Source organism: Burkholderia cepacia (assembly GCF_001718835.1).
GTDB lineage: Bacteria > Pseudomonadota > Gammaproteobacteria > Burkholderiales > Burkholderiaceae > Burkholderia > Burkholderia cepacia_F.
On record NZ_CP013444.1, the window covers coordinates 565,850 to 585,996 of the forward strand.

The window sequence follows — 20,147 nt, forward strand, 5'->3', positions numbered from 1 at the left end:
GGATGTGCTGGAAACCGGCGGCGATCGCGGCGAGGCCCGCGATGCAGAGTGCGAACAGGATCAGGACTTTGTGAATCACGTCTCTCTCCTCATGAATGCGCGGCGCCGAAGGGCGGTGCCGCGGAGACGGTGACGGCGGGCACGGCCCGCGCGGCCGTCGCGCAGGGCGACGGTCGGAATGTCCGAACGATGCGAGCGGTGCAAGCAACCGGGCGAGCCACTACGCACGCGGACGGCCAGCACCATACGCGGTCATCGCGCATCCGGCAATCCCGCTGTCCGTAAAAGGCGTAAATTGCCCGTGTTTCGCGACAATTGGCCGCAAGCTGGCCATTTTTGAGATGAGTTGAGCGAGCAAAGCGCCTGCTTCGGGGGCGGCAGAAGGCCTGCCGTTTTGCATCCGACGAAAGCGGCGCGTGCGACCGCCTTGCGAGGCTGCGGTCCACCCGTGCCGGCGGCAAATCAACCCGCCTGCTGCTGCCCGAACACGCGCCGGATTCGCGCGAACAACCCGTGCTGCGCGATCCATTCGGCATACGCGCGATAGTCGGGGTCGCGCATCAGGTGCCGTTCCTCGGTCTTCGCGCGCGTGTAGTAGATCAGGTTGACCGCGACGAGCCCCGCGCAGTGCATCAGCCCCACCTGCCAGCCGAGCGGCTCGACGAACGGCACCGACACCATCCAGTACGACAGGTTCTTCGTGATGTACGCCGGATGCTTCGTGAAGCGGTACGGGCCCGACGTGATGATCCCGCGGTTGGTGAGGTTCGAGAAACGCAGCCCGAACGAGATCGTGCACAGCGCGTAGGTCAGCAGCAGCAGGATGATCACCGCGCCCCAGGCCACGCGAATCGCCGGCGCGCAGAGCAGCCAGTTGTCCCAGAACAACGTGCCTTCGTAGCGGATGTAGTTGTTCGAGAACAGCGACCAGAACGGCTGGTAGCACATCAGCGCGGCCACCCAGCCGAGCGTCGTCGGCTCGACGGTGCGCACGTGGCTGTCGAGGATGCGGAACGTGCACAGGTAGCCGACGGTGCCGAACATCAGGTCCATCGTGAACGACAGGTCGTACATGAACACGAAGGTCGCGATCGTCGCCGGCGCGTGCATCGCGTTCGCGAGCGATGCGGTCAGGTGATCGGCGTCCTTCGACAGGTAGACGGTCATCAGCGGCAGGAAGAACGCCTTCACGCCCCAGCCGGCCAGCATCTCGCGCACCGGCTTCCAGCTCGCGGGCGGCTCGCGGCGGAACAGGAAGCGGCCCCACAGCAGGTACGCATCGTCGGTCTCGCGCTGGTGGCGATCCATCCACGCGAAGTAGAACGGCGCGGCGACGATCACGTACGGCGCGAGCGAGCGCAGCAGCGACCAGAACGGCCGGTAGAACGTGCCGTGGTATTCGGGCAGCAGCCAGTAGACCACGCCGATGCCCGCATAGATCGACGCCAACGCGCCGAGCCGCGTCGCGACGCGCGCGATGCCGAGCGGGCGGACGGCCTGCCGCGACAGGCCCGCGCTCGGGCGCAGGTAGACGCGCGAGATGAAGATTTCGTGCAGCGCGATCGTGCCGATGATCGCGAGGCTGGCGATGACCGCGCGTGTGGCGCCGTCGAGGGCGGGCTGGCCGCGCGTGATCCACAGAGCGAACAGTCCGGCGGCGATGCCGAGCAGGCCGGCGCGCAGGGGGGTGGCGGAGTGGGGCGGCCGGTCTTGGACGGCGGAGATGCCTTCGAGCGTCGAGTTCATGTGATCCTCGTATGGATGAGGCCGACGCCGCAACGTGGGCGGCGCCGGCGGGCGGCCGGGGTTTGGAATGTTGTGTGCCCGGCCGCCTGGCGCTGCGGGTCGATCACTTCGGCAAGGCGCCGCCCAGCAGACCGCCGAGGAGGTTCGTCACCGGCGCGAGCAGGCTGGTCGCCCCGGCCGTGCCGCCGCTCGAGCTGCCGCTCAGGCCGCCCGCCGCGGTGCTGGTGCCGCTGACGCCCGGCGTCGTCATCGTCGTGATCACGCCGCCCGGACTCGCCGCGACGCCGGCGCCGGTGGTGCCGGCCGGCGACGTCAGCGAACCGGCGAGCGTGCCGACCGGGCCGTTCGTCAGCGCGCCGGTCAGGTTGCCCGTCAACCCGCCGCCCGGCGTCGTGACCGTGCCCGTGAGGCTGGCGCCGAGCGGCGTCAGCGAATTGACGAGGTTCGTGACCGGCGCCAGCAGGCCGCCGGTGCCGGTGCCGCTCGTACCGCCGGCGCTGCCGGGCGAACCGAGCAGGTTCGTCACGGGTGCGAGCGGGCCGCTGCCGCCGGTTCCGCTCGAACCAGTCGAGCCGCTGCTGCCGCCCAGCGACCCGAGCAGGCCCGTGATCGGCGCGAGGGGGCTGCCGCTGGTCCCGCTCGCGCCGCCCGAACCGCTGCTGGAGCTGCCCGTACTGCCGCCGAGCAGGCCGCCGACGCTCGTGACCGTATTGCCGAGTTGCGTCACGACGTTGCCGAGATCGGTGCCGGCCGGGTTGGTCGTCGCGCCGGCGATCTGAGCGCCGGCCGTGCCGAGGCCGGTGCCGACCGTGGTCAGCAGGTTGCCGACCGGCGTGCCGAGGCCGGTCGTGGCGCCGACGTTCTGCGTGGCGCCCGGCGTCGTGACACCGCCGGTCAGCGTATTCGTGATCGGGTTGATCACCTTGCCGACCTGCGTCTCGAGCTGCTGGACCGGCGCGCTGTTCAGCGCGGTGTTGAGGCCCGACGCGGTGGTGCTGATGACGCTGCCGACCGTGCCGACGAGGCCGCCGACGGTCGACGTGACCGGTGCGAGCGGCGACAGCGGGCCCGAGCCGAGGCTCTTCACCGCGTTGCCGACATTGTTGACGGCAGCGCTGGCGCCGCTCAGCAGGCCGGTGGTCGACGTCAGCGTCGGTCCGAGCGGATTCGCGGATACGCCGATCGAGCCGAGGCCGGCCGCGACGCCGTTGCCGAGCGCCTGCACGCCGTTGCCGAGGCTCGTGACCGCATTGCCGACGCTGGTGGCAGCCGGGTTGTTCGACACGCTGCCCACCTGGGTACCGCCGTTGGCGACGGTCGTGCCGAGCGACGTGACGAGGTTGCCGGTCTGCTGAAAGATGCTGCCGAGCGGGGCGGAGCCTGAGGTGCCCGAGGACGTGCCTGAGGACGTACCGGAAGACGTACCCGAGGACGTACCCGAGGACGTGCCGGAAGATGTGCCGGAAGATGTGCCGGAGGACGTACCCGAGGACGTGCCGGAGGACGTACCCGAAGACGTGCCGGAGGACGTACCCGAAGACGTGCCGGAAGACGTGCCGGAGGACGTACCCGAGGACGTACCCGAGGATGTGCCCGAGGACGTACCGGAAGACGTACCCGAGGATGTGCCGGAGGACGTACCCGAGGACGTACCCGAGGATGTGCCAGAGGACGTACCCGAAGACCCCGAACTCCCGCCCGACGTCCCTGAGCTTCCCGAACTGCCGGAGGTCCCGGACGTCCCGGACGTGCCTGATGTTCCCGACGTGCTCGGCTTCAGCGAGGTAGCCGTGGTCGGTCCGTCGATCGATCCACATCCATACAGCGCGAGCAGCGACGAGATGGCGAGCGAGAGCGTCGTTCTTGTGAAGTATTTCTGCATGTTGGCCTCAACAATTGGTGTTTGTCCCGGCCAGAACTGCAATTTCCGCGCCACCGTGGCATGCGCGATGGGCGTTGAATTTTTCTTATGGAATGTCCGACGTTTGAGGCTTTTTGTTCTGAGTAATGGCGATTTCGCGAAGCGGTGGCGCAATGGACCGCGCGATGTTCCCGCAAGGCGCCGTAACGTGCGTGGGAACGTTACGTAGCGTCGGCGTCCGGCGACGCGCGCGCGTTGACACACTTACTGTGGCGCAGCGGTTTGCCCGACCGACGCCCGCGCCTTTGACGAAATGCCCGCGCCTCGCGAACATGGGAGGAGGATCGCGCCGTCCGGCGGGCCAACCCGCACACACCGGCAATCGACGGCGCAACCGAAGCACCCCCGAAACGGAAGCCGGACGAACAGGACAGAGCGATGAGCGAACAGGACAGGGAATACGGCAAGGCGCGACGAATCGACGTGATGGGCGAGGCGTTCGTCGAGCGCGCGATGCGCGACCTCGACGGTTTTTCGCGCCCGCTGCAGAACTGGCTGAACGAGCACGCGTGGGGCAGCACGTGGCAGCGGGGCGGGATCGACCTGAAGACGCGCAGCCTGTGCACGTGCGCGATGCTGGCGGCGCTCGGCCGCAGCACGGAACTCAAGGGGCACATTCGCGGCGCGCTCAACAACGGCGCGAGCCTCGTCGAGATCCGCGAGGTGTTGCTGCACAGCGCGCTGTACGCGGGCGCGCCGGCCGCGGTCGAGGCATTCCGCAGCGCGCGGGAGGTGATCTCGGATCTCGGGCTGTCGGTGCCCGACAGCGAGGACTGAACGCGTCGCCGCGCGCCGATGCGCGGCGCCGGGGCGTCAGCGCCCGGCCTGCGCGACCGGCGCGTGCGCTTCGAGCGGCGCCGCGGCCACTTCGGCCAGCCACTCGGCCGTCGCGCCCGGAATCGTGACCGGCAGCATGTGCCCGCCCTCGACGACCTTCAGCCGCACGCGCGCCGATTTCTTCGCGAGCGCGTCGCCGTGCTCGCGCCAGTTCAGGATCGGATCGGCGCGGCCGTACAGCACGTCGACCGGCAGCGCGAGATCCGCGTAGCGGCGTTCCATCGCGGGCAGGTCGACGGGCACCGCGATCAGGTCCGACGCCGTCGCATAGAAGCTGCGCGGCCGCAGCCCGAGCAGGCCGCCGCCCTTGACCGGGAAGTCGCGCGGCACGTCTTCCGGCGCGAACACCTGGCGCACGGCCTTGCGGCCGGTCAGGATCGTCAGCGGGATCGCGAAGGTCCACGACACGAAGCGCCGCACGAGCTTCGACGGAATCAGCAGCGGGCGGAACGGCCCCGGCGGCTCGGCTTCCAGATGCGACAGCGGCGCGATCAGCGCGAGCCGGCTCACGCGGTCCGCATGGTTGAGGCCGACGGCAAGCGCGATCGCGCCGCCGAGCGAGTGGCCGACCAGCACGGGCTTGTCGAGCTTCAGCGCGTCGATGAACGCGGCGACCGTGCGGGCCTGCGCGAACACGTTCGCCTGCGAGGCCGCGCCGCGCAGCGAGCGGCCGGCACCCGGGCGGTCGAGGAGGATCACGCGATGGCGTTCCGCGAGCTGTTGCAGCGGCAGGTACGCGAAGTTGCGCAACTGCCCCGCGAGCCCGTGGACGAACACGATCGGCGGGCCGTTGCCGTATTCGACGTAGTGGATGCGATCGCCGCCGACGTCGACGAAGCGGCCTTCGGGCGGAAACGCGCGCGTCACGCGGTGCGCGATGTACCACGTGAACGCCGCGAGCGCCGCGCACACGGCCGCGACGGCGATCAGCGCCTGCTGGATCAGATGGAGCGTAGGGGTCATGTCGGCCTCATCAGGTTTGACCGCGGGTTCAAGCGCGGGTGTCGAGCGCGGGTTGCGGGACGGATGCGGCGCACGCGTCGGGCTTCGCGCGGCGTTCGAAATGCATCGCCGAATCGGCGAGCGCGCTGAACTTCAGCGACGCGAGATCGCGCACGTAGTTCTGGTGGAATTTCCACGGCTTGCGATGGCCCTGCTTCGGCAGGATGCCGGCCGCGCGCTGGATGTAGCCCGAGCTCAGGTTGACGGCCGGCACGTCGCCGAGCTCGCCGGCGCCGAGCCGCGGCACGCACGTGTCGTAGTCGTTCGCGCGCATGTGGTTGAGCAGCCGGCACACGTAGCGCGCGATCAGCTCGGCCTTCAGCGTCCACGACGCGTTCGTGTAGCCGAACGACGACGCGAGGTTCGGCACGTCGCTGTACATCATTCCCTTGTACGACACGGTCTGCGGCAGGTCGACCGCGCGGCCGTCGACCGTGACGCGCGCGCCGCCGAGCATCTTCACCTTCAGCCCGGTCGCGGTGACGATCACGTCCGCGTCGAGCTGCTGGCCGCTCTTCAGCTTGAGGCCGGTCGGCGTGAAGCGCTCGATCTCGTCGGTGACGATCGACGCGCGGCCCGCGCGGATCGACTTGAACAGGTCGCCGTTCGGCACGAGACACACGCGCTGGTCCCACGGCATGTAGCGCGGCGTCAGGTGCTTCGCGACGTCGAAGCCGGGGCCGAGCTGCTTGCTGGCCGCGCGGATGATGAACTTCTTCGTCTGCTCCGGCTTGCGGCGCGACACGTTGTACAGGTAAATCGTCAGCAGCACGTTCTTCACGCGCACGAGCCGGTGCGCGAGCCGCGACGGCAGCACGCGGCGCAACGCGTTCGCGATCCTGTCGCGCGCGGGCAGCGACACGATGTAGGTCGGCGAACGCTGCAGCATCGTCACGTGCTGCGCGTCGGCCGCCATCGACGGCACGAGCGTGACGGCCGTCGCGCCGCTGCCGATCACGACGACGCGCCGGTTCGCGTACGACAGGTCCTTCGGCCAGTGCTGCGGATGCACGAGCTTGCCTTCGAACGTGTCCATCCCGGCCCAGTCGGGCAGGTAGCCGGCGTCGTAGTCGTAGTAGCCGCTGCACATGAACAGGAAGCGGCAGGTCAGCGCGAGCGTCTCGGCCGGAGCGTCGCTGCCGCCGCCGCGTTCGACGCGCACCGTCCAGCGCGCGCGGTTCGAATCCCAGTCGGCCGCGACGACTTTCTGGCCGTAGCGGATCGTCTTGTCGATGCCGTAGGTGCGCGCGGTGTCGCGGATATAGTCGAGGATCGTCTGGCCGTCGGAGATCGCCTTGTCGCTGTGCCACGGGCGGAAGCTGTAGCCGAGCGTGAACATGTCGGAATCCGAACGGACGCCCGGATAACGGAACAGGTCCCAGGTGCCGCCGATCGCGTCGCGCGCCTCGACGATGGCCACGCTTGCATACGGGCAGCGCTGCTTCAGGTGATACGCGGCGCCGATGCCGGACAGGCCGGCACCGACGATCAGCACGTCGAGATCGGCGCCGTCGCGGCGCGTGCCGCCGGCGCTCGCGTGGCGGTCGAAGGCGGGCGGCGCGTCGCGCCGGTCGGTCGTCGTCGTGGTCATACGGGGTCCTTGGTGGGCGTGGTCGGGCGCGCGGCCGGAGCATGCGCGCGCTGGAGGTTGCGTGTGCGGGCGCGGCGCACGTGGCGCAGCATCAGCCGCTGGTAGCCGGCGCCGAGCAGGCGCGCGATCCGGTCGAGCCGGCGTGCGTCGGCGACGTCGAGCCGCCGCGTGCTCACGCGCACGCCATGCTGAGCGCAGGCGGCCGCCGTGCCGGCGAGCCCGGTTTCGTCGACGTCGGCGAGCGCGACCTCGCAGCCGCGCCGCGCAAGCTCGACCGCGAGGCTGCGGCCCATGCCCGAACCGGCGCCCGTGATCGCGGCGACTTTGCCGGAAAACCCGTTCATCCGTTGCTCCTCCCGTTCTGCTTGCCCTGTGCCGGCGGCGCGTCTAATGTGGTGTTGGTCGTCACCACTTTAGTTTTCGGGTGTCCTGATGTCAAATAGCGGAATGGAGAAAGCACTCGAAACGGAAAAACGGGGCCGCTCGTATGGCGGCGTGGCGCCCGAGGTGCGGGCCGCCGAGCGGCGCGACGCGCTGATCGGCGCGGCGACGCGTGTGTTCGGCACGGTCGGGTTCCGCAAGGCGACGGTACGGTCGATCTGCCAGGAAGCGAAGCTGAACGATCGCTATTTTTATGCGGCGTTCGACAGCATCGAGGATTTGCTGCGCTGCACCTACCTGCATCACGCGCAGCAGTTGCACGACGCGGTCGCGCGGGCGGTGGCCGAGCGCGGCGGCGATCTGCGCGAGAGCGTCGATGCCGGGCTCGCCGCGTTCTTCGCGTTCCTGCGCGACCCGTGCGCGGCGCGCGTGCTGCTGCTCGAGGTGATGGGCGTGAGCGCGGACACCGACATGACCTACCAGCGCATGCTGATCGACTTCGGCAAGCTGATCATGGCGATCGGCGGGCGGGGCGAGGCGGTTGCGGGGCCGGAGCGCACCGAGCAGCGGCTGATCGGGCTCGCGCTCGTCGGCGCGATGACCAACGTCGGCGCGGCGTGGCTGCTCACGGAGTATCGCGATCCGGAAGCGCAGATGGTCGCGAGTTGCAGGAAGGTGTTGCTGGGGACGTTGGGGTAGGGCTGCCCTACTTCATTCGGATGTAGTGCCAGCCGTGTCCTCCTCCGCGACCGGTGCGGTAGCGTCGTTGCTCTCCTCGAACACGCCTTCGAGGTACGCCGCGTACCGTTCTTGCAAATATTGCAGGGAGGCTTCCCGGTCCACCTGTACGTTCAGGTGGTCCTGGAAGAACTTCAACCGCGCGCGATTCTCATCAAGGACTTGCGCCCACGTCTTTGCGTAGATGTTGACGTTGGGTTTGGATAGGATCACGCCGGTCTCATCCTGCACTAGATGCTCGGTGTAGCGGTCGAGCGTGTCGCTGATCACCCAAAAGTTCCACGTTACCCCAACCTTATCGAAGCGGGGATCGCTCATTACCGAGAACGCGTAACCCTGTATCTGCGTAACCTCGTCCGAACCGATCTTGACCTTCGGTGCTTTCAATTCGACGACTAAGTGCGTCAATTGATTCGCACGATGCTGCTTCGTCGCTCTCGACAGCATCAGGTCGATGATTCCCCGCATTTGCGAGATGTGCTTCACAGGCTCGTCGATCACCACTTCGCTGCCGAGCAACTTTTTATGCTCCACCAAAGCCATGGTCAGCGATTGGTCATCCACTGACAACGCGAACTCCTCTCCAAAGAGCCAGCAGTTGTCCGCAATGATCCGGTGCAACTGAGTCCGCTCCTTCAATCGCTTCTTCGGTTCGGGGTCGAACAGTACTGCCTCCAAGCCGCTCAGGAACTTGAGCCGGTCGGACACCACCTTCGCCGCACCGATGATCGACGATAGTGAGGTGTTGCGAAGCAGTTGGGCTAGCTCCTCCTGCTGCCGCTTTGGCAGTCGTAGCACCTCGTCCAGGATGACCTGCAAGTCTTCGGGGCTGCGCTCGATCGCCTGCCGCAGCATCCGCAGTTGGAAAGCCTTGGTTTTGCTCTGGGTTGTGCGGAAGTCCGGCAGATGTCGTGCGATGTTCACCGCCACAATGTCGAATACTTGACGTTCGACCTTCTCAACCGCCGTCGCGGGGTCGCCAGAGAACGGGTAGACTTCCTCGTCCTTCCATTCCTCCACGACCGTGCGGGCTTCCTTTGCTGCCCGTGACCGAAAATGGTCCTTGATTGTCTGTTGCGCTTCCGCGATTGTGCTCAGAACCGCCGGCTGCATTTCGGCGAGATCGACCGTGCCTTCCATTTGCGCCTGATCGAAGTACGGCGAGTGGAGGTAGCCGGAGAACTGGAACTGACCAATGTGGAAGCGGCGATCCACCTGCACGAGAGGAAAACGCTGCTGGTTGCACAGGTAAAGGGCTCGATTTCCGGCCGATTTCCATTCGACTACCTGTAGTCGCGCCCAATACGCTTTCCCGTCTATCTCGATGTCAGACAGAGGAAAGGATTTTTTGTCCGTGATGGCTGACCCCGGATCGATGGCGCGCCCATCGAGCACGATTTTCGTGTCCTCGTAGTCGGCGAGGTATAGAGCAAAGACCTCGGTCAACTCCTCGCGACCGTCTTCGGTTGTGAACGTGCGGAAGTCTTTCAGCGCGTTGCGGATGGTCAACGTCACACCCGTATCCGTCGCATCCTTCGCTTTGGTCTCGTCGCTGATTCGGACGTGTCGGATGTCGAGGGCGGACATGCGAATCGTGTACGACCAGAATTTGCCGTCGCGCTTGTACACGACTGCCCATTCGGCGTCGCTTCCGAGGGCGAAGGCCTTGAATCGTCCACGGCCCTCCTGCCCATGCAGGAAACGTCCACCAGAGGTCTGTGTTCTGGACTTCTTCCATGAGCCGCCCAGTGAACGAAAGAAGCCGGCTGCCTCAGCGCGCGGGATACCCTCACCATCGTCCTTGACGATGATCGTGTCGAGCGTATCCAGATCGTTGTACTCGAACGAGATATCAACGTTTTTCGCGTCGGCGTCGAAGGCATTCCAGACGAGTTCCGACAGCGCTGAAATCGGCTTCGCACGGGTCATCTTTTCGAGGAAGTCCGATTGGACTTCTACCGGATATTCTTCCGTTGCCATGCGTCTACTCCCGTAATGTGGTCCGTTCTGACTGTCGTCCTGATGCTGTTCCGCCGGAATCTCATGCCGGTGCGCGCCCTGACCTCACCGTTTGCGAGTGTCAGCGGCGCTAGTCCGCAGTTATTAGGTACTGTATAAGCATACATTGTTTAACGCCTCTATGAACCGCTCGTCTCACTCCAGCGTCGTCGCTCCGCCTATCGACGAATTGGTCACGCATCTTGTCGTTGAGGTGCTGGGAGGGGGAAGTGGGTTTTCCGAGTTTGGCGCTGGATTTACGCCCAAAGTCGCATTGTTTCGAATCGTCAAAGCTCGAATGACTTCGTTGGGGCGCGGGGTCGCGGGTGGTGAGCCGACTTGGGGTATGCCGGGTCGGTCAATCCTCGGGTCGGTCGTCGTATGTAGCGACCAAATTCGAACTATAGTCGGTCCGGTTGTCGCCAAACAGGACAAGGTGTCGCAATGAAATTTCCCACCCGAGTCAAGCCGATCAGCTACCTGAAGAGCCACGCCGCGGAGATCGTCAAGGATATTTCGGAGAGCCGGGAGCCGATGTTGATTACCCAGAATGGCGAGGCGAAACTCGTCGTCATGGACGTCAAGTCCTATGAGGAACGTGAAGTAACGCTGGCGCTCCTGAAGCTTCTCGCCCTCGGCAATCGTGAGATCGAGCAAGGTCACTTTCGTGCTGTCGAGGATGTCTTCACGGAACTCGACGAAGATGGCGAGCGATGACGCCCCGTGTCGCGATTCTGTATTCTGCGGAAACGGCTTTCATCGCGGGAATGAATCGCGTCATTTACGAGGTTCGCGGCGATATCGCCTATATCCATGTCGTTTGCGACACCCGCAAGGATCTGAAGTCCATTCTCTTGAGAAGGCTGCTGCGTAGCGATTGAATGCCGCCCGCGCGTGGCACGATTCATCCGGAAGCACGCTTCGACTTCGTCGACCGCCCGCGTGTCGCCCGCACCGGCGCCGCGCCAATTTTCTCCCGCATCGCATCGACAAACGCCCGCACCTTCGGCGAAGGCAGCCGCGTCGACGGATACACCGCATGAATCCCGGCCGGCGCCGAGCGCCACGCGGGCAGCAGCCGCACGAGCCGGCCGGCCGCGACGTCGTCGGCGGTCGAAAAGTCCGTCAGCAGCCCGAAGCCGCCGCCCGCGAGCACGATCGCGCGGCACGCGGTGGCGGTGTTCGACACGACGTGTGCGGTGCAGCGCACCGACGCCTTGCCGCCGCGCGCGCTCTCGAGCTCGAACGTATGCGGGCGCGGCAGCGTCGACAGCATCACGAACGGCAGCGCGGCGAGCGCCGCCGGATCGCGCGGCAACCCCCAGCGCGCGACGAACGCGGGGCTCGCGACCAGCCATTTCTCGTAGGTGCCGAGCTGCACCGCGCGATAGTTCGAATCGGCGAGGCGGCCGATGCGGATCGCGACGTCGAGGTTGTCCGCGACGAGATCGACGACGCGGTCGTTCGCGACGAGTTCGACGTCGAGGCCCGGATGCCGGTCGCGCAACGCGACGACGGCAGGCGCGACGACCAGCGCGCCGTAGTCGATCGGCACGCTCACGCGCAGCGTGCCGCGCAGCGGCCCCGCGTCGGACGACACAGCGTCGAGCGCGCTTTCGGCGGCGCGCACGATGTCGCGGCACGCGTCGTAGAACGCCCGCCCCGCGTCGGTCACGCTCAGCCGCCGCGTGGTGCGCACCAGCAGGTTCGCGCCGACCTCGGATTCGAGGCGCTGCATGTGCGTGCTGACGACCGTCTTCGCCAGGCCGAGCCGCTCGGCCGCGGCCGTCAGCGAGCCGGCGTCGACCACCGCGACGAAGATCGCCAGCCGGTTCAGGTTCACGTCGCGCAGATCGGCCATCGTCGATTGTCCTATGGAAAAGGATAATGTTTCAGCGATTATCCGTCTTCTGTCGATAGAGGGCGCGCGTTACGCTGGGGCCGTTCGTTGCCGGTTCGCGGCGACGCCCTTTGCCGGAGTGTTCCCATGCCTGTTGCCGAGAAGCCGTCCGTTCCGATTCGCGTCTACTCGTTCCTGCTCTCCGGGCATGCGCATCGCGTCCGCCTGTTCCTGTCGCTGCTCGGCCTGCCGTCGGAGACCGTCGACGTGGATCTCGCGGCCGGCGAGCAGCGCCGGCCGGCCTTCCTTGCGCTCAATCCGCTCGGGCAGGTGCCCGTGATCGACGACGGCGGCACGGTGATCGCCGATTCGAACGCGATCCTCGTGTACCTCGCGAAGCGCTACGGCGACGCGCACTGGCTGCCCGACGACCCGGCAAGCGCGGCCGTCGTGCAGCGCTGGCTCTCGTATGCGGCCGGGCCGATCGCAGCGGGGCCGGCTGCCGCGCGGCTCGTGACCGTGTTCGGCGCGCCGCTCGATCACGAGCAGGCGAAGCGCATCGCCGTCCGGCTGTTCGACGCGATCGACGCGGAGTTCGCGAAGCAGCCGTTCGCGGCCGGTGCGCAGCCGACGATTGCGGATATCGCCGCGTACTCGTACATCGCGCACGCGCCGGAAGGCGGCGTGTCGCTCGAGCCGTATCCGCACGTGCGCGCGTGGCTGGCGCGCGTCGAGGCGCTGCCGGGCTTCGTTGCGATGCCGACGACGCGCGCCGGCCTGCTCGCGGCATAACGCGACGGGCCGCTTCATTCAGGAGATCAAACGATGACTGCGCCAACCGTCGCCCCGCCGGGCTGGGAACTGGATGTGTCACCGTTTCATGCCGGCGAACTCGCCGTGCAGCAGCGCGCGGGCGTTGCCGATGCTGCGAGCGCCGTCGGGCTGCGCGGGATCCGGCGTTTCATGCCGGACCAGCACCGGACGTTTTTCGCGCAACTGCCGTTCTTCGTGCTCGGCGGCATCGATGCGAACGGCCAGCCGTGGGCGACGCTGCGGGCCGGCGCGCCGGGGTTCGTGACATCGCCGGACCCGCGCACGCTGCGTATCGCGGGCGACACATTGCCGGGCGATCCGCTGGACGGCGCGTGGCAGCCGGGCGCGCCGCTCGGCGGGCTCGGGATCGAATTCGATACGCGGCGGCGCAATCGCGTCAACGGCGTCGTGCGCGCGGTCGACGGCGATGCGCTGACGATCGCGGTCGAGCAGAGCTTCGGCAACTGCGCGAAGTACATCCAGAGCCGCACGCCGGTGTTCGACCCGCGCGGCGATGCGGCGCCGCCACGGCTCGAACGTTCGGCCCGGCTGAGCGATGCCGATCGCGCGCTGCTTGCGCGGGCCGATACGTTCTTCGTCGCGAGCGCGAACACGGCGGCGGACGCGGGCGCCGCGCGTGGCGCCGACGTGTCGCACCGCGGCGGGATGCCGGGCTTCGTGCGCGTCGACGATGCGCACACGCTGACGACGCCGGATTTCAGCGGCAACCGCTTCTTCAACACGCTCGGCAACCTGCAGCAGGACCCGCGCGCGGGGCTGCTGTTCGTCGATTTCGACAACGGCGACCTGCTGTATGTGGCCGCTCGCGCCGAGATCGTGTGGGACGGGCCGCTCGTCGCGTCGTTCGACGGCGCGCAGCGGGTCGTGCGGTATCGCGTGCAGGAAGTGCGGCGGGGCGTCGCGGTGCTGCCGTTCCGGTGGTCGGCGGTCGAACGCGCGCCGCAGTTCAGGGTTCGCCTCGCGTGACGGATTGGTGGGCCGCACGCCATGTGCTGCCCGAAAAGCGTTCGCAACTGCTTCTGTTTTCATCGACGGATCGGATCGACCATAACGGCAACCGATACGATGAAAGTGAAAGGAGCAAGGCCATGAAACTGCTCGGCATGATCAAGCTGGTCCTGTGGAGTTTCTTCGGCGTACGCAACAGCAAGGCGCACGCGGCCGATCTCGCGAACGTCAACTACACGTTGCTGCCGTTCGTGGCGATCGTGCTCGCGCTGCTCGTCGGCGCGGTGATCTACGGCGTCGTGCACCTCGTCGTCGAGCCGACCGCGACGATGCAGGGCTTCTGAGCGCGATTGCCTCGCCGACCCGATGCCGGCGCGACGATGCGCCGGCATCGGGCGCTCCGCACGAGTCGCCGTCGTGATCGCCTGAACGGCCGCTGCCCGCCCGCCTGCAAGCGACGATTTCGTCGTTGCGATACGCGCCATCGAGCGATGGCGCTTTCTGTTCTGCTTCCCACCCTTCCTGCCCGATTCCGCCGCCGGTCCGCCGCCACGGGGTAAAATGCGCGCCGCAATGCGTGGCGCGCCCGGGCGTCACGCCCGGGCCCACCGCGGACCGGCTTCCGATACGCGATGCGCCGCATCGTTGACGACGACATCCGGGGCCATCGCGCGCAGCCGCACGAGCCCGCGCCCATCTTGCATGATCGAGCGCGTGCGACAGGTTGAGCGGCGAGTTTCAAATCCAGAAAGATGACTGTGAACAGAAGAAGAATGTCGCCGGCACTGCGGCGGCGCGCGCGTGTCGGCGTCGGTATCGGTATTGGCGTCGGTCTCGGCATCTCGCTTTTCGCCGCGCAGGCAGGCGCGGCTTCCGTCGATGCATCGGCGAGCGCTTCGGACGCCGATGCGGCCTCCGGCGGCGGCACGCTGCCGGCCATCAGCGTGAGCGGCGCGCGCGGCAATACGTTGCGTGCGCGCACCGCGTCGGTCGCCGGCCATGACGACGCACCGCTGCGCGATACGCCGGCGTCGGTGAGCGTCGTCACGCGCGCGCAGCTCGACGACCAGCAGGCGAAGCGGCTGAGCGACGTCGTGCGCAACGACGCGTCGGTCGTCAACGACTATGCGCCGGTCGGTTATTTCGAAGGCTTTGCGATCCGCGGTTTTCCGGTCGATCTCGCGAGCGCGATCCGGATCGACGGGCTGACGGTGTCCGGCGAACAGAACGTGCCGCTCGAGAACAAGGAGCGCGTCGAGATCCTGAAGGGGCTTGCCGGCATCGACAGCGGCGTCGTCGCGCCCGGCGGGGTGATCAACTTCGTGACGAAGCGCTCGGCGAACGTCGCGAGCCTGACGGGAGGCGTCGACAGCCGCGGCTCGACGTCGGCGGCCGTCGATCTCGGCCGCCGCTTCGGCCCCGACAATCAGTTCGGTTTCCGGATCAACGCCGCGAAGGAGAACATGCACTCCTACATCGACGGCACGAACGGGCGGCGCACGTTCGGCTCGATCGCCGCCGACTGGGACATCAGCCCGCGCGCGAGCCTGCAGCTCAATGCCGAATTCCAGCAGTGGATCCAGCGTTCCGCACCCGGCTACCAGCTGCTCGGCGGCACCGTCGTGCCGTCGGTCAAGACGACGTCGAAGGCGCTCGGCACGCAGCCGTGGGCGAAACCGGTGACGACCGACGCGCTGAACCTGAACGCGCGTTTCGACTACCAGTTCAACGACGACTGGAAGGCGTACATCGCCGCCGGCCGCAGCCGCACGATGATCGACGACAACAGCGCGTTCGCGTATGGCTGTTCGTATGCGGCGAGCTGCGCGGCCGGCGCGACGTCGCCGTTCTTCTTCGGCGCGAACGGCGACTACGACGTGTACGACTTCCGCAGCCCCGGCGAATACCGGCGCAACGACGACCTGCGCGCCGTAACTACGGCCAAGTTTTCGACCGGGCCGGTGCGCCACGAGCTGACGCTCGGCGTGAGCGTGCAGCGCCGCGTCGTCAGCATGGCCGATGCCGTGTACGACTACGTGGGCAGCGAGAACATCTACGGCCCGGACGTCACGTTCGCGCCGTCGCCGAACGTGCCCGGGCCGTCGTATCCGCGCCTCGATGCATGGCAGTACGGCGTGTTCGGGCTCGACCGCATCAGCATCGGCGAGCACTGGCAGGTGCTCGCGGGCGGCAAGGAAGTGCTGCTGCGCCAGCGCAGCTGGAGCAGCCTCGACGGCGCCGCGACGCACACCGACCGCTCGGTGTTCCTGCCGCAGGTCGCGCTCGTCTACAAGCCGGTGAACGTGCTGTCGCTGTATGCGTCGTACAGCAAGGCGCTGTCGCTCGGCGACCAGGCGCCCGTGCGCGCGACCAATGCGTATGCGTTCCTGCCGCCCGTCGAATCGCATCAGTTCGAGGTCGGCGCGAAATACGACTGGCTCGACCGGCTGAGCCTCACGGCCGCCGTGTTCTCGATCAGCAAGCCGTTCCAGTTCGCGCAGCCCGACGCGTCGAACGGCAGCTACACGTTCGTGCAGCGCGGCACGCAGCGGCACCAGGGGATCGAACTCGGCGCGGCCGGGCAGGTCACGCAGCGGCTGTCGCTGACCGCGACCGTGGCGGCGATCCGCGCGCGCGCGTACGATTCGGGTTCGCCGGCGTACGAAGGGCACCAGATCATCAACGTGCCCGCGCTGCGCGCATCGCTGTATGCGGACTACGCGGTGCCGGGCGTCGCGGGGCTGAACGTGCTGGGCGGCGTCGAGTACAGCGCGGCCCGCAACGCGAACGAGGAGGGCACCGCGCAGGTGCCGGCGTGGTTCGTGTTCAATCTCGGCGCGCGCTATACGACGAAGATCGGCGGCCATCGCACGGTGTTGCGCGTGTCGGTGGACAATCTTTTCAACAAGTTCTACTGGCGCGACGCGGGCGAGCAGCAGGGCGATGCGTACCTGTTCCCGGGCGCGCCGCGCACCGCGCGCGTGTCGTTGACCTATGATTTCTGATCGCGGTTCGACCTACACTGGAGAGTACGAACGATGTCCACCCTCGAAATCGCCGGCGTGATCGTCAGCGCGCTCGCAATCTGGCTGACCGCGAAGCGGCGCATGCTGTGCTGGCCGGTCGGGCTCGTGTCGGTCGCGTTGTACGGCTGGATCTTCTTCGACGCGAAGCTGTATTCGGACATGCTGCTGCAGGGCGCGTTCGCGGTGCTGCAGGTGTACGGCTGGCAACGCTGGCTCGCGCAGCGCGTGGATCGCGCGCACGGCACGGCCGGCGGCGCCGCGTCGCACGGCGCCGTCGTGCCGGTCAGCGGCGTCACGCCCGCGAAGGTGCTGCCCGACCTGATCGCGGCCGTCGTCGGCAGTGCGCTGCTCGGCGGCATGATGGCGCGCTGGACCGATGCGGCGCTGCCGTTCGTCGATGCGTCGCTGACCGCATTCAGCCTTGTCGCGCAATACTGGACCGCGCGGCGATACATCGCTTCGTGGGGGCTGTGGATCGTCGTGAACGTCGTGTACGTCGGTATGTTCGTGTTCAAGGAGCTGTATCTGACGGCCGGACTCTATGCGCTGTTCATCGGGCTGGCCGTCGTCGGCTGGCGCGACTGGAGCCGCACGGCCGCGGCGGTGCGCGCGGCAGCGAGCTGATTCATTTCCGGAGGCCTGTCGCCGATGTCCAATCCGACCGAGTCGACCGCGCTCGTGGCCCACGCGGACGCCGACGCGATCGCGCCGCCGCAATTCGGTGTCGACGGCGAACAGGCCGAACGCGACTGGCCGCTGATGACGCACGACGAGGTGGCGGCCATACTCGCGCGGATCGACGACGCCGGGCCGCCGGCGCAGCTCGCGTGGCACAGCCCGCGGCAGTTCGCGGCGGCCGTGCTGGTTCATGCCGCGCGCGGCCGCGCGCTGTTCGTCAAGCGTCATCACGTGAGCCTGCGCGATGTCGAGGGGCTCGAGGAGGAGCATCGTTTCATCGCGCATCTGCGCGAACGCGGCATTCCGGTCCCCGACATCCTGGCGGACCGCGACGGCGCGACCGCCGTGACGCTCGGCGACTGGACCTACGAGGTGCACGCGGCGGCGCCCGGATGCGATGCGTATCGCGGCGTGATGTCGTGGCAGCCGTTCACGCATCCTTCGCACGCCTACGCGGCCGGGCAAGCGCTTGCGCGCCTGCATCATGCGGCGGCCGGCTTCGATGCGCCGGCCCGGCCGGTGCGGCTGCTGCTGTCGAGCTTCAGGGTGCTGTCGTCGGCTGATCTGCCCGGCGCGCTCGAACGCTGGGTCGAGGCGCAGCCGCTGCTGGTGCGTGCGCTCGGTTCGCGCGACTGGCGCGGCGACGTGGCCGACGCGATCGGCCCGTATCACGCGCGTCTCGTGCCGCTGCTGCCCGCGCTGCCGCCGCTGTGGACGCACGGCGACTGGCATGCGTCGAACCTGCTGTGGACCGAGGCGGGGCCCGGCGCACAGGTGCGGACGGTGCTCGATTTCGGGTTGTCGGATCGCACCTGTGCCGTGATGGACCTTGCGCTCGCGATCGAGCGCAATACGGTCGACTGGATGGCGCCGGCCGATGCGCGCCGCGTCGAGTATGCGCAGATCGACGCGCTGCTCGACGGGTATGAGTCACTCGAACCACTGGGCGACGAAGCCTATGCGGCACTGGTCGCGATGCTGCCGATCGTGCACACGGAGTTCGCGCTGTCCGAGGTTGCGTATTTCGACGGCATCGTCGGTTCGCCCGAGACGGTCGATGTCGCGTACGACGGGTATCTGATCGGGCACGCGCGGTGGTTCGGTGAACGCGACGGGCGGCAACTGCTCGATTGGCTCGAACACCGCAGGCGCACACGCAATCGAATCGCCTGAACGATGCGTCGCATGCGGCGGCCGCGCAGCACGAACGCGCGCCAAAAATGACGGAAATGTCATCTTCGCCTCATGTTCGCACTGCGGCCGGACCGTAGCATCGGTCGCGAAACTGTCAATGCAGACTCGAACATGCTCATGCGCAACCTGGCTGCGTTCGCCTTTCTCGCGGCGGTCGCTTTGGCTCATGCCCAGCCTTCTCTGATTCAAGCGCCACCCGGCGACGCGGCCACCGCCGCTTCTTCCCCACCATTGACGCTCGCCGACGCGCTCGGCATCGCGGACCGCAACAGCCCTGCGTTGCGCGGCGCGCTCGCCGATTCGAACGCGTCCGTCGGTGCGCTGATGCAGGCCGGCGCGCGGCCCAATCCCGAATTGTCGTTGCTGCAGGAAGGCTTCGGCGGCACCGAGCGCACCACGACCGCGCTGGTCAACCAGACGATCGAACTCGGCGGCAAGCGTAGCGCGCGGCTCGACGTCGCCGCCTACGGCCGCGAAGCCGCCGTCGCGACGCTCGACGAACAGGGCGCCGTCGTGCGCGCCGACGTGATCGCCGCGTTCTACGGGCTGCTCGCCGCGCAGCGCCAGCTTCAGGTCACCGAGGAATCGGCCGCGATCGCCGCGCGCTCCGCGGATCTCGCGAGCCGTCGTGCACAGGCCGGCAAGGTGTCGCCGGTCGAGGCGACCAAGGCGCACGTGGCGGCGGCCGGCGTGCAGATCGAAGTCGTGACCGCACGCGGCCGTGTCGAGGTCGCACGCGAGAAGCTGAACGCGGCGACGGGCAGCGTGCGCACCGAAGCGCGCGTCGCGGTCGGCGACCTCGAAGCCATGCCGGCCGTGGCGCCGCTTGCCGCGCTCACCGCGCAACTCGACGACGCGCCGCTCGCGCGGATCGCGCGCGCCGAGATGCTGCGCTCGAACGCGGCCGTATCGCTCGAACGCGCGCGGCGCATTCCGGACGTCACCGTCAGCACGGGCATGAAGCGGGTCGTGACGGGCGGCGTGCCGGACAACCAGGCCGTGGTCGGCGTGTCGATCCCGATTCCGCTGTTCAACACGAACAAGGGCGCGCTGCTCGAGGCGACGCACAAGGCCGCGCGCGCGAACGCCGATCTCGATCGCGAACGCACGCGCCTGCGGCTCGAGCTCACGCAGGCATACGCGAATTTCGAGGCCGCCGCGCAGGAAGCGCAGCGGCTGAAGGCCGACATCCTGCCGGCCGCGCGTCTCGCGCTCGACGCGATGTCGCGTGGCTACGAACTCGGGAAGTTCAGCTTCCTCGACGTGCTCGACGCGCAGCGCACGCTGTTCCAGGCGCAATCGCAGTACGTGCGGGCGCTTGCCGATGCACATGCTGCCCGCGCCGACATCGGCCGGCTCGTCGGTACGCCGCTGGCGGGCGTCGCGCAAACGCCGCCCACCTCACCCTGAAGG

The 20,147-nt window shown here is 67.7% G+C and carries 16 protein-coding genes and 2 pseudogenes; 11 read left to right on the forward strand and 7 right to left on the reverse strand.

The features are described from left to right. Window positions 1-462: 462 nt before the first annotated feature. Both WT26_RS22935 and WT26_RS22940 read right to left on the reverse strand, forming a co-directional pair. Window positions 463-1,746: an isoprenylcysteine carboxylmethyltransferase family protein gene (locus tag WT26_RS22935; protein WP_069274019.1), complete on the reverse strand. Its 1,284-nt coding sequence runs from the start codon at window positions 1,744-1,746 to the stop codon at window positions 463-465. A gap of 103 nt (window positions 1,747-1,849) precedes the next feature. Next, on the reverse strand, window positions 1,850-3,628 hold the full coding sequence (locus tag WT26_RS22940) for a collagen-like triple helix repeat-containing protein (protein ID WP_081333759.1): 1,779 nt from the start codon (window positions 3,626-3,628) through the stop codon (window positions 1,850-1,852). 417 nt (window positions 3,629-4,045) lie between these two features. Between WT26_RS22940 and WT26_RS22950 the strand changes: the two genes are divergently transcribed. Continuing rightward, complete coding sequence (locus WT26_RS22950; protein WP_069274020.1) at window positions 4,046-4,444, forward strand: carboxymuconolactone decarboxylase family protein; 399 nt, start codon at window positions 4,046-4,048, stop codon at window positions 4,442-4,444. A gap of 36 nt (window positions 4,445-4,480) precedes the next feature. On the opposite strand, the gene WT26_RS22955 is transcribed toward WT26_RS22950, so the two are convergent. The 3 genes and pseudogenes from WT26_RS22955 to WT26_RS22965 form a co-directional block, all read right to left on the reverse strand. Further along, window positions 4,481-5,467: an alpha/beta fold hydrolase gene (locus WT26_RS22955; protein ID WP_069274021.1), complete on the reverse strand. Its 987-nt coding sequence runs from the start codon at window positions 5,465-5,467 to the stop codon at window positions 4,481-4,483. 28 nt (window positions 5,468-5,495) lie between these two features. Then, a complete protein-coding gene (locus WT26_RS22960; protein ID WP_069274022.1) occupies window positions 5,496-7,097 on the reverse strand; it encodes a flavin-containing monooxygenase in 1,602 nt (533 codons plus the stop codon). A gap of 86 nt (window positions 7,098-7,183) precedes the next feature. Beyond that, window positions 7,184-7,441 (reverse strand): annotated as a pseudogene (locus WT26_RS22965) (SDR family NAD(P)-dependent oxidoreductase); the annotation flags it as partial. 88 nt (window positions 7,442-7,529) lie between these two features. Between WT26_RS22965 and WT26_RS22970 the strand changes: the two are divergent. Next, window positions 7,530-8,177: a TetR/AcrR family transcriptional regulator gene (locus WT26_RS22970; protein ID WP_069274024.1), complete on the forward strand. Its 648-nt coding sequence runs from the start codon at window positions 7,530-7,532 to the stop codon at window positions 8,175-8,177. 12 nt (window positions 8,178-8,189) lie between these two features. Here the strand turns inward: WT26_RS22970 and WT26_RS22975 are convergent, their stop codons facing one another. Continuing rightward, window positions 8,190-10,196, reverse strand: coding sequence for an ATP-binding protein (locus WT26_RS22975; RefSeq protein WP_069270935.1), 2,007 nt, complete (start codon window positions 10,194-10,196; stop codon window positions 8,190-8,192). 462 nt (window positions 10,197-10,658) lie between these two features. Between WT26_RS22975 and WT26_RS22980 the strand changes: the two genes are divergently transcribed. Together WT26_RS22980 and WT26_RS22985 are read left to right on the forward strand one after the other, a co-directional pair. Beyond that, window positions 10,659-10,931 carry a type II toxin-antitoxin system Phd/YefM family antitoxin gene (locus WT26_RS22980; RefSeq protein ID WP_069274025.1) on the forward strand — a complete coding sequence of 91 codons (273 nt, stop codon included), beginning with the start codon at window positions 10,659-10,661 and terminating at the stop codon, window positions 10,929-10,931. After that, window positions 10,928-11,095, forward strand: a complete 168-nt coding sequence (locus tag WT26_RS22985; protein WP_196774819.1) for a hypothetical protein — start codon at window positions 10,928-10,930, stop codon at window positions 11,093-11,095. The genes WT26_RS22980 and WT26_RS22985 overlap by 4 nt, the downstream gene beginning before the upstream one ends. 23 nt (window positions 11,096-11,118) lie before the next feature. Here the strand turns inward: WT26_RS22985 and WT26_RS22990 are convergent, their stop codons facing one another. Continuing rightward, window positions 11,119-12,075 (reverse strand): LysR family transcriptional regulator, encoded by a 957-nt coding sequence (locus WT26_RS22990; protein ID WP_069274026.1) that lies wholly within the window; start codon window positions 12,073-12,075, stop codon window positions 11,119-11,121. Window positions 12,076-12,201: 126 nt separating this feature from the next. Between WT26_RS22990 and WT26_RS22995 the strand changes: the two genes are divergently transcribed. The 7 genes and pseudogenes from WT26_RS22995 to WT26_RS23025 all read left to right on the forward strand — a co-directional run bounded on the left by WT26_RS22995 (window position 12,202) and on the right by WT26_RS23025 (window position 20,144). Further along, window positions 12,202-12,846 carry a glutathione S-transferase family protein gene (locus tag WT26_RS22995; RefSeq protein WP_069274027.1) on the forward strand — a complete coding sequence of 215 codons (645 nt, stop codon included), beginning with the start codon at window positions 12,202-12,204 and terminating at the stop codon, window positions 12,844-12,846. 33 nt (window positions 12,847-12,879) lie between these two features. Further along, a pseudogene (locus tag WT26_RS23000) lies at window positions 12,880-13,836 on the forward strand (pyridoxamine 5'-phosphate oxidase family protein); the annotation flags it as partial. A gap of 140 nt (window positions 13,837-13,976) precedes the next feature. After that, window positions 13,977-14,180: a DUF2970 domain-containing protein gene (locus WT26_RS23005; protein WP_059484177.1), complete on the forward strand. Its 204-nt coding sequence runs from the start codon at window positions 13,977-13,979 to the stop codon at window positions 14,178-14,180. A gap of 408 nt (window positions 14,181-14,588) precedes the next feature. Continuing rightward, complete coding sequence (locus WT26_RS23010; protein ID WP_069274029.1) at window positions 14,589-16,841, forward strand: TonB-dependent siderophore receptor; 2,253 nt, start codon at window positions 14,589-14,591, stop codon at window positions 16,839-16,841. Window positions 16,842-16,874: 33 nt separating this feature from the next. After that, a complete protein-coding gene (gene pnuC / locus WT26_RS23015) occupies window positions 16,875-17,486 on the forward strand; it encodes a nicotinamide riboside transporter PnuC (RefSeq protein ID WP_069274030.1) in 612 nt (203 codons plus the stop codon). A gap of 24 nt (window positions 17,487-17,510) precedes the next feature. After that, entirely contained in the window at window positions 17,511-18,713 is a 1,203-nt protein-coding gene (locus tag WT26_RS23020; RefSeq protein WP_069274031.1) for a phosphotransferase enzyme family protein, read from the forward strand. 132 nt (window positions 18,714-18,845) lie between these two features. After that, complete coding sequence (locus tag WT26_RS23025; RefSeq protein WP_069275114.1) at window positions 18,846-20,144, forward strand: TolC family protein; 1,299 nt, start codon at window positions 18,846-18,848, stop codon at window positions 20,142-20,144. The last annotated feature ends 3 nt before the right edge of the window (window positions 20,145-20,147 follow it).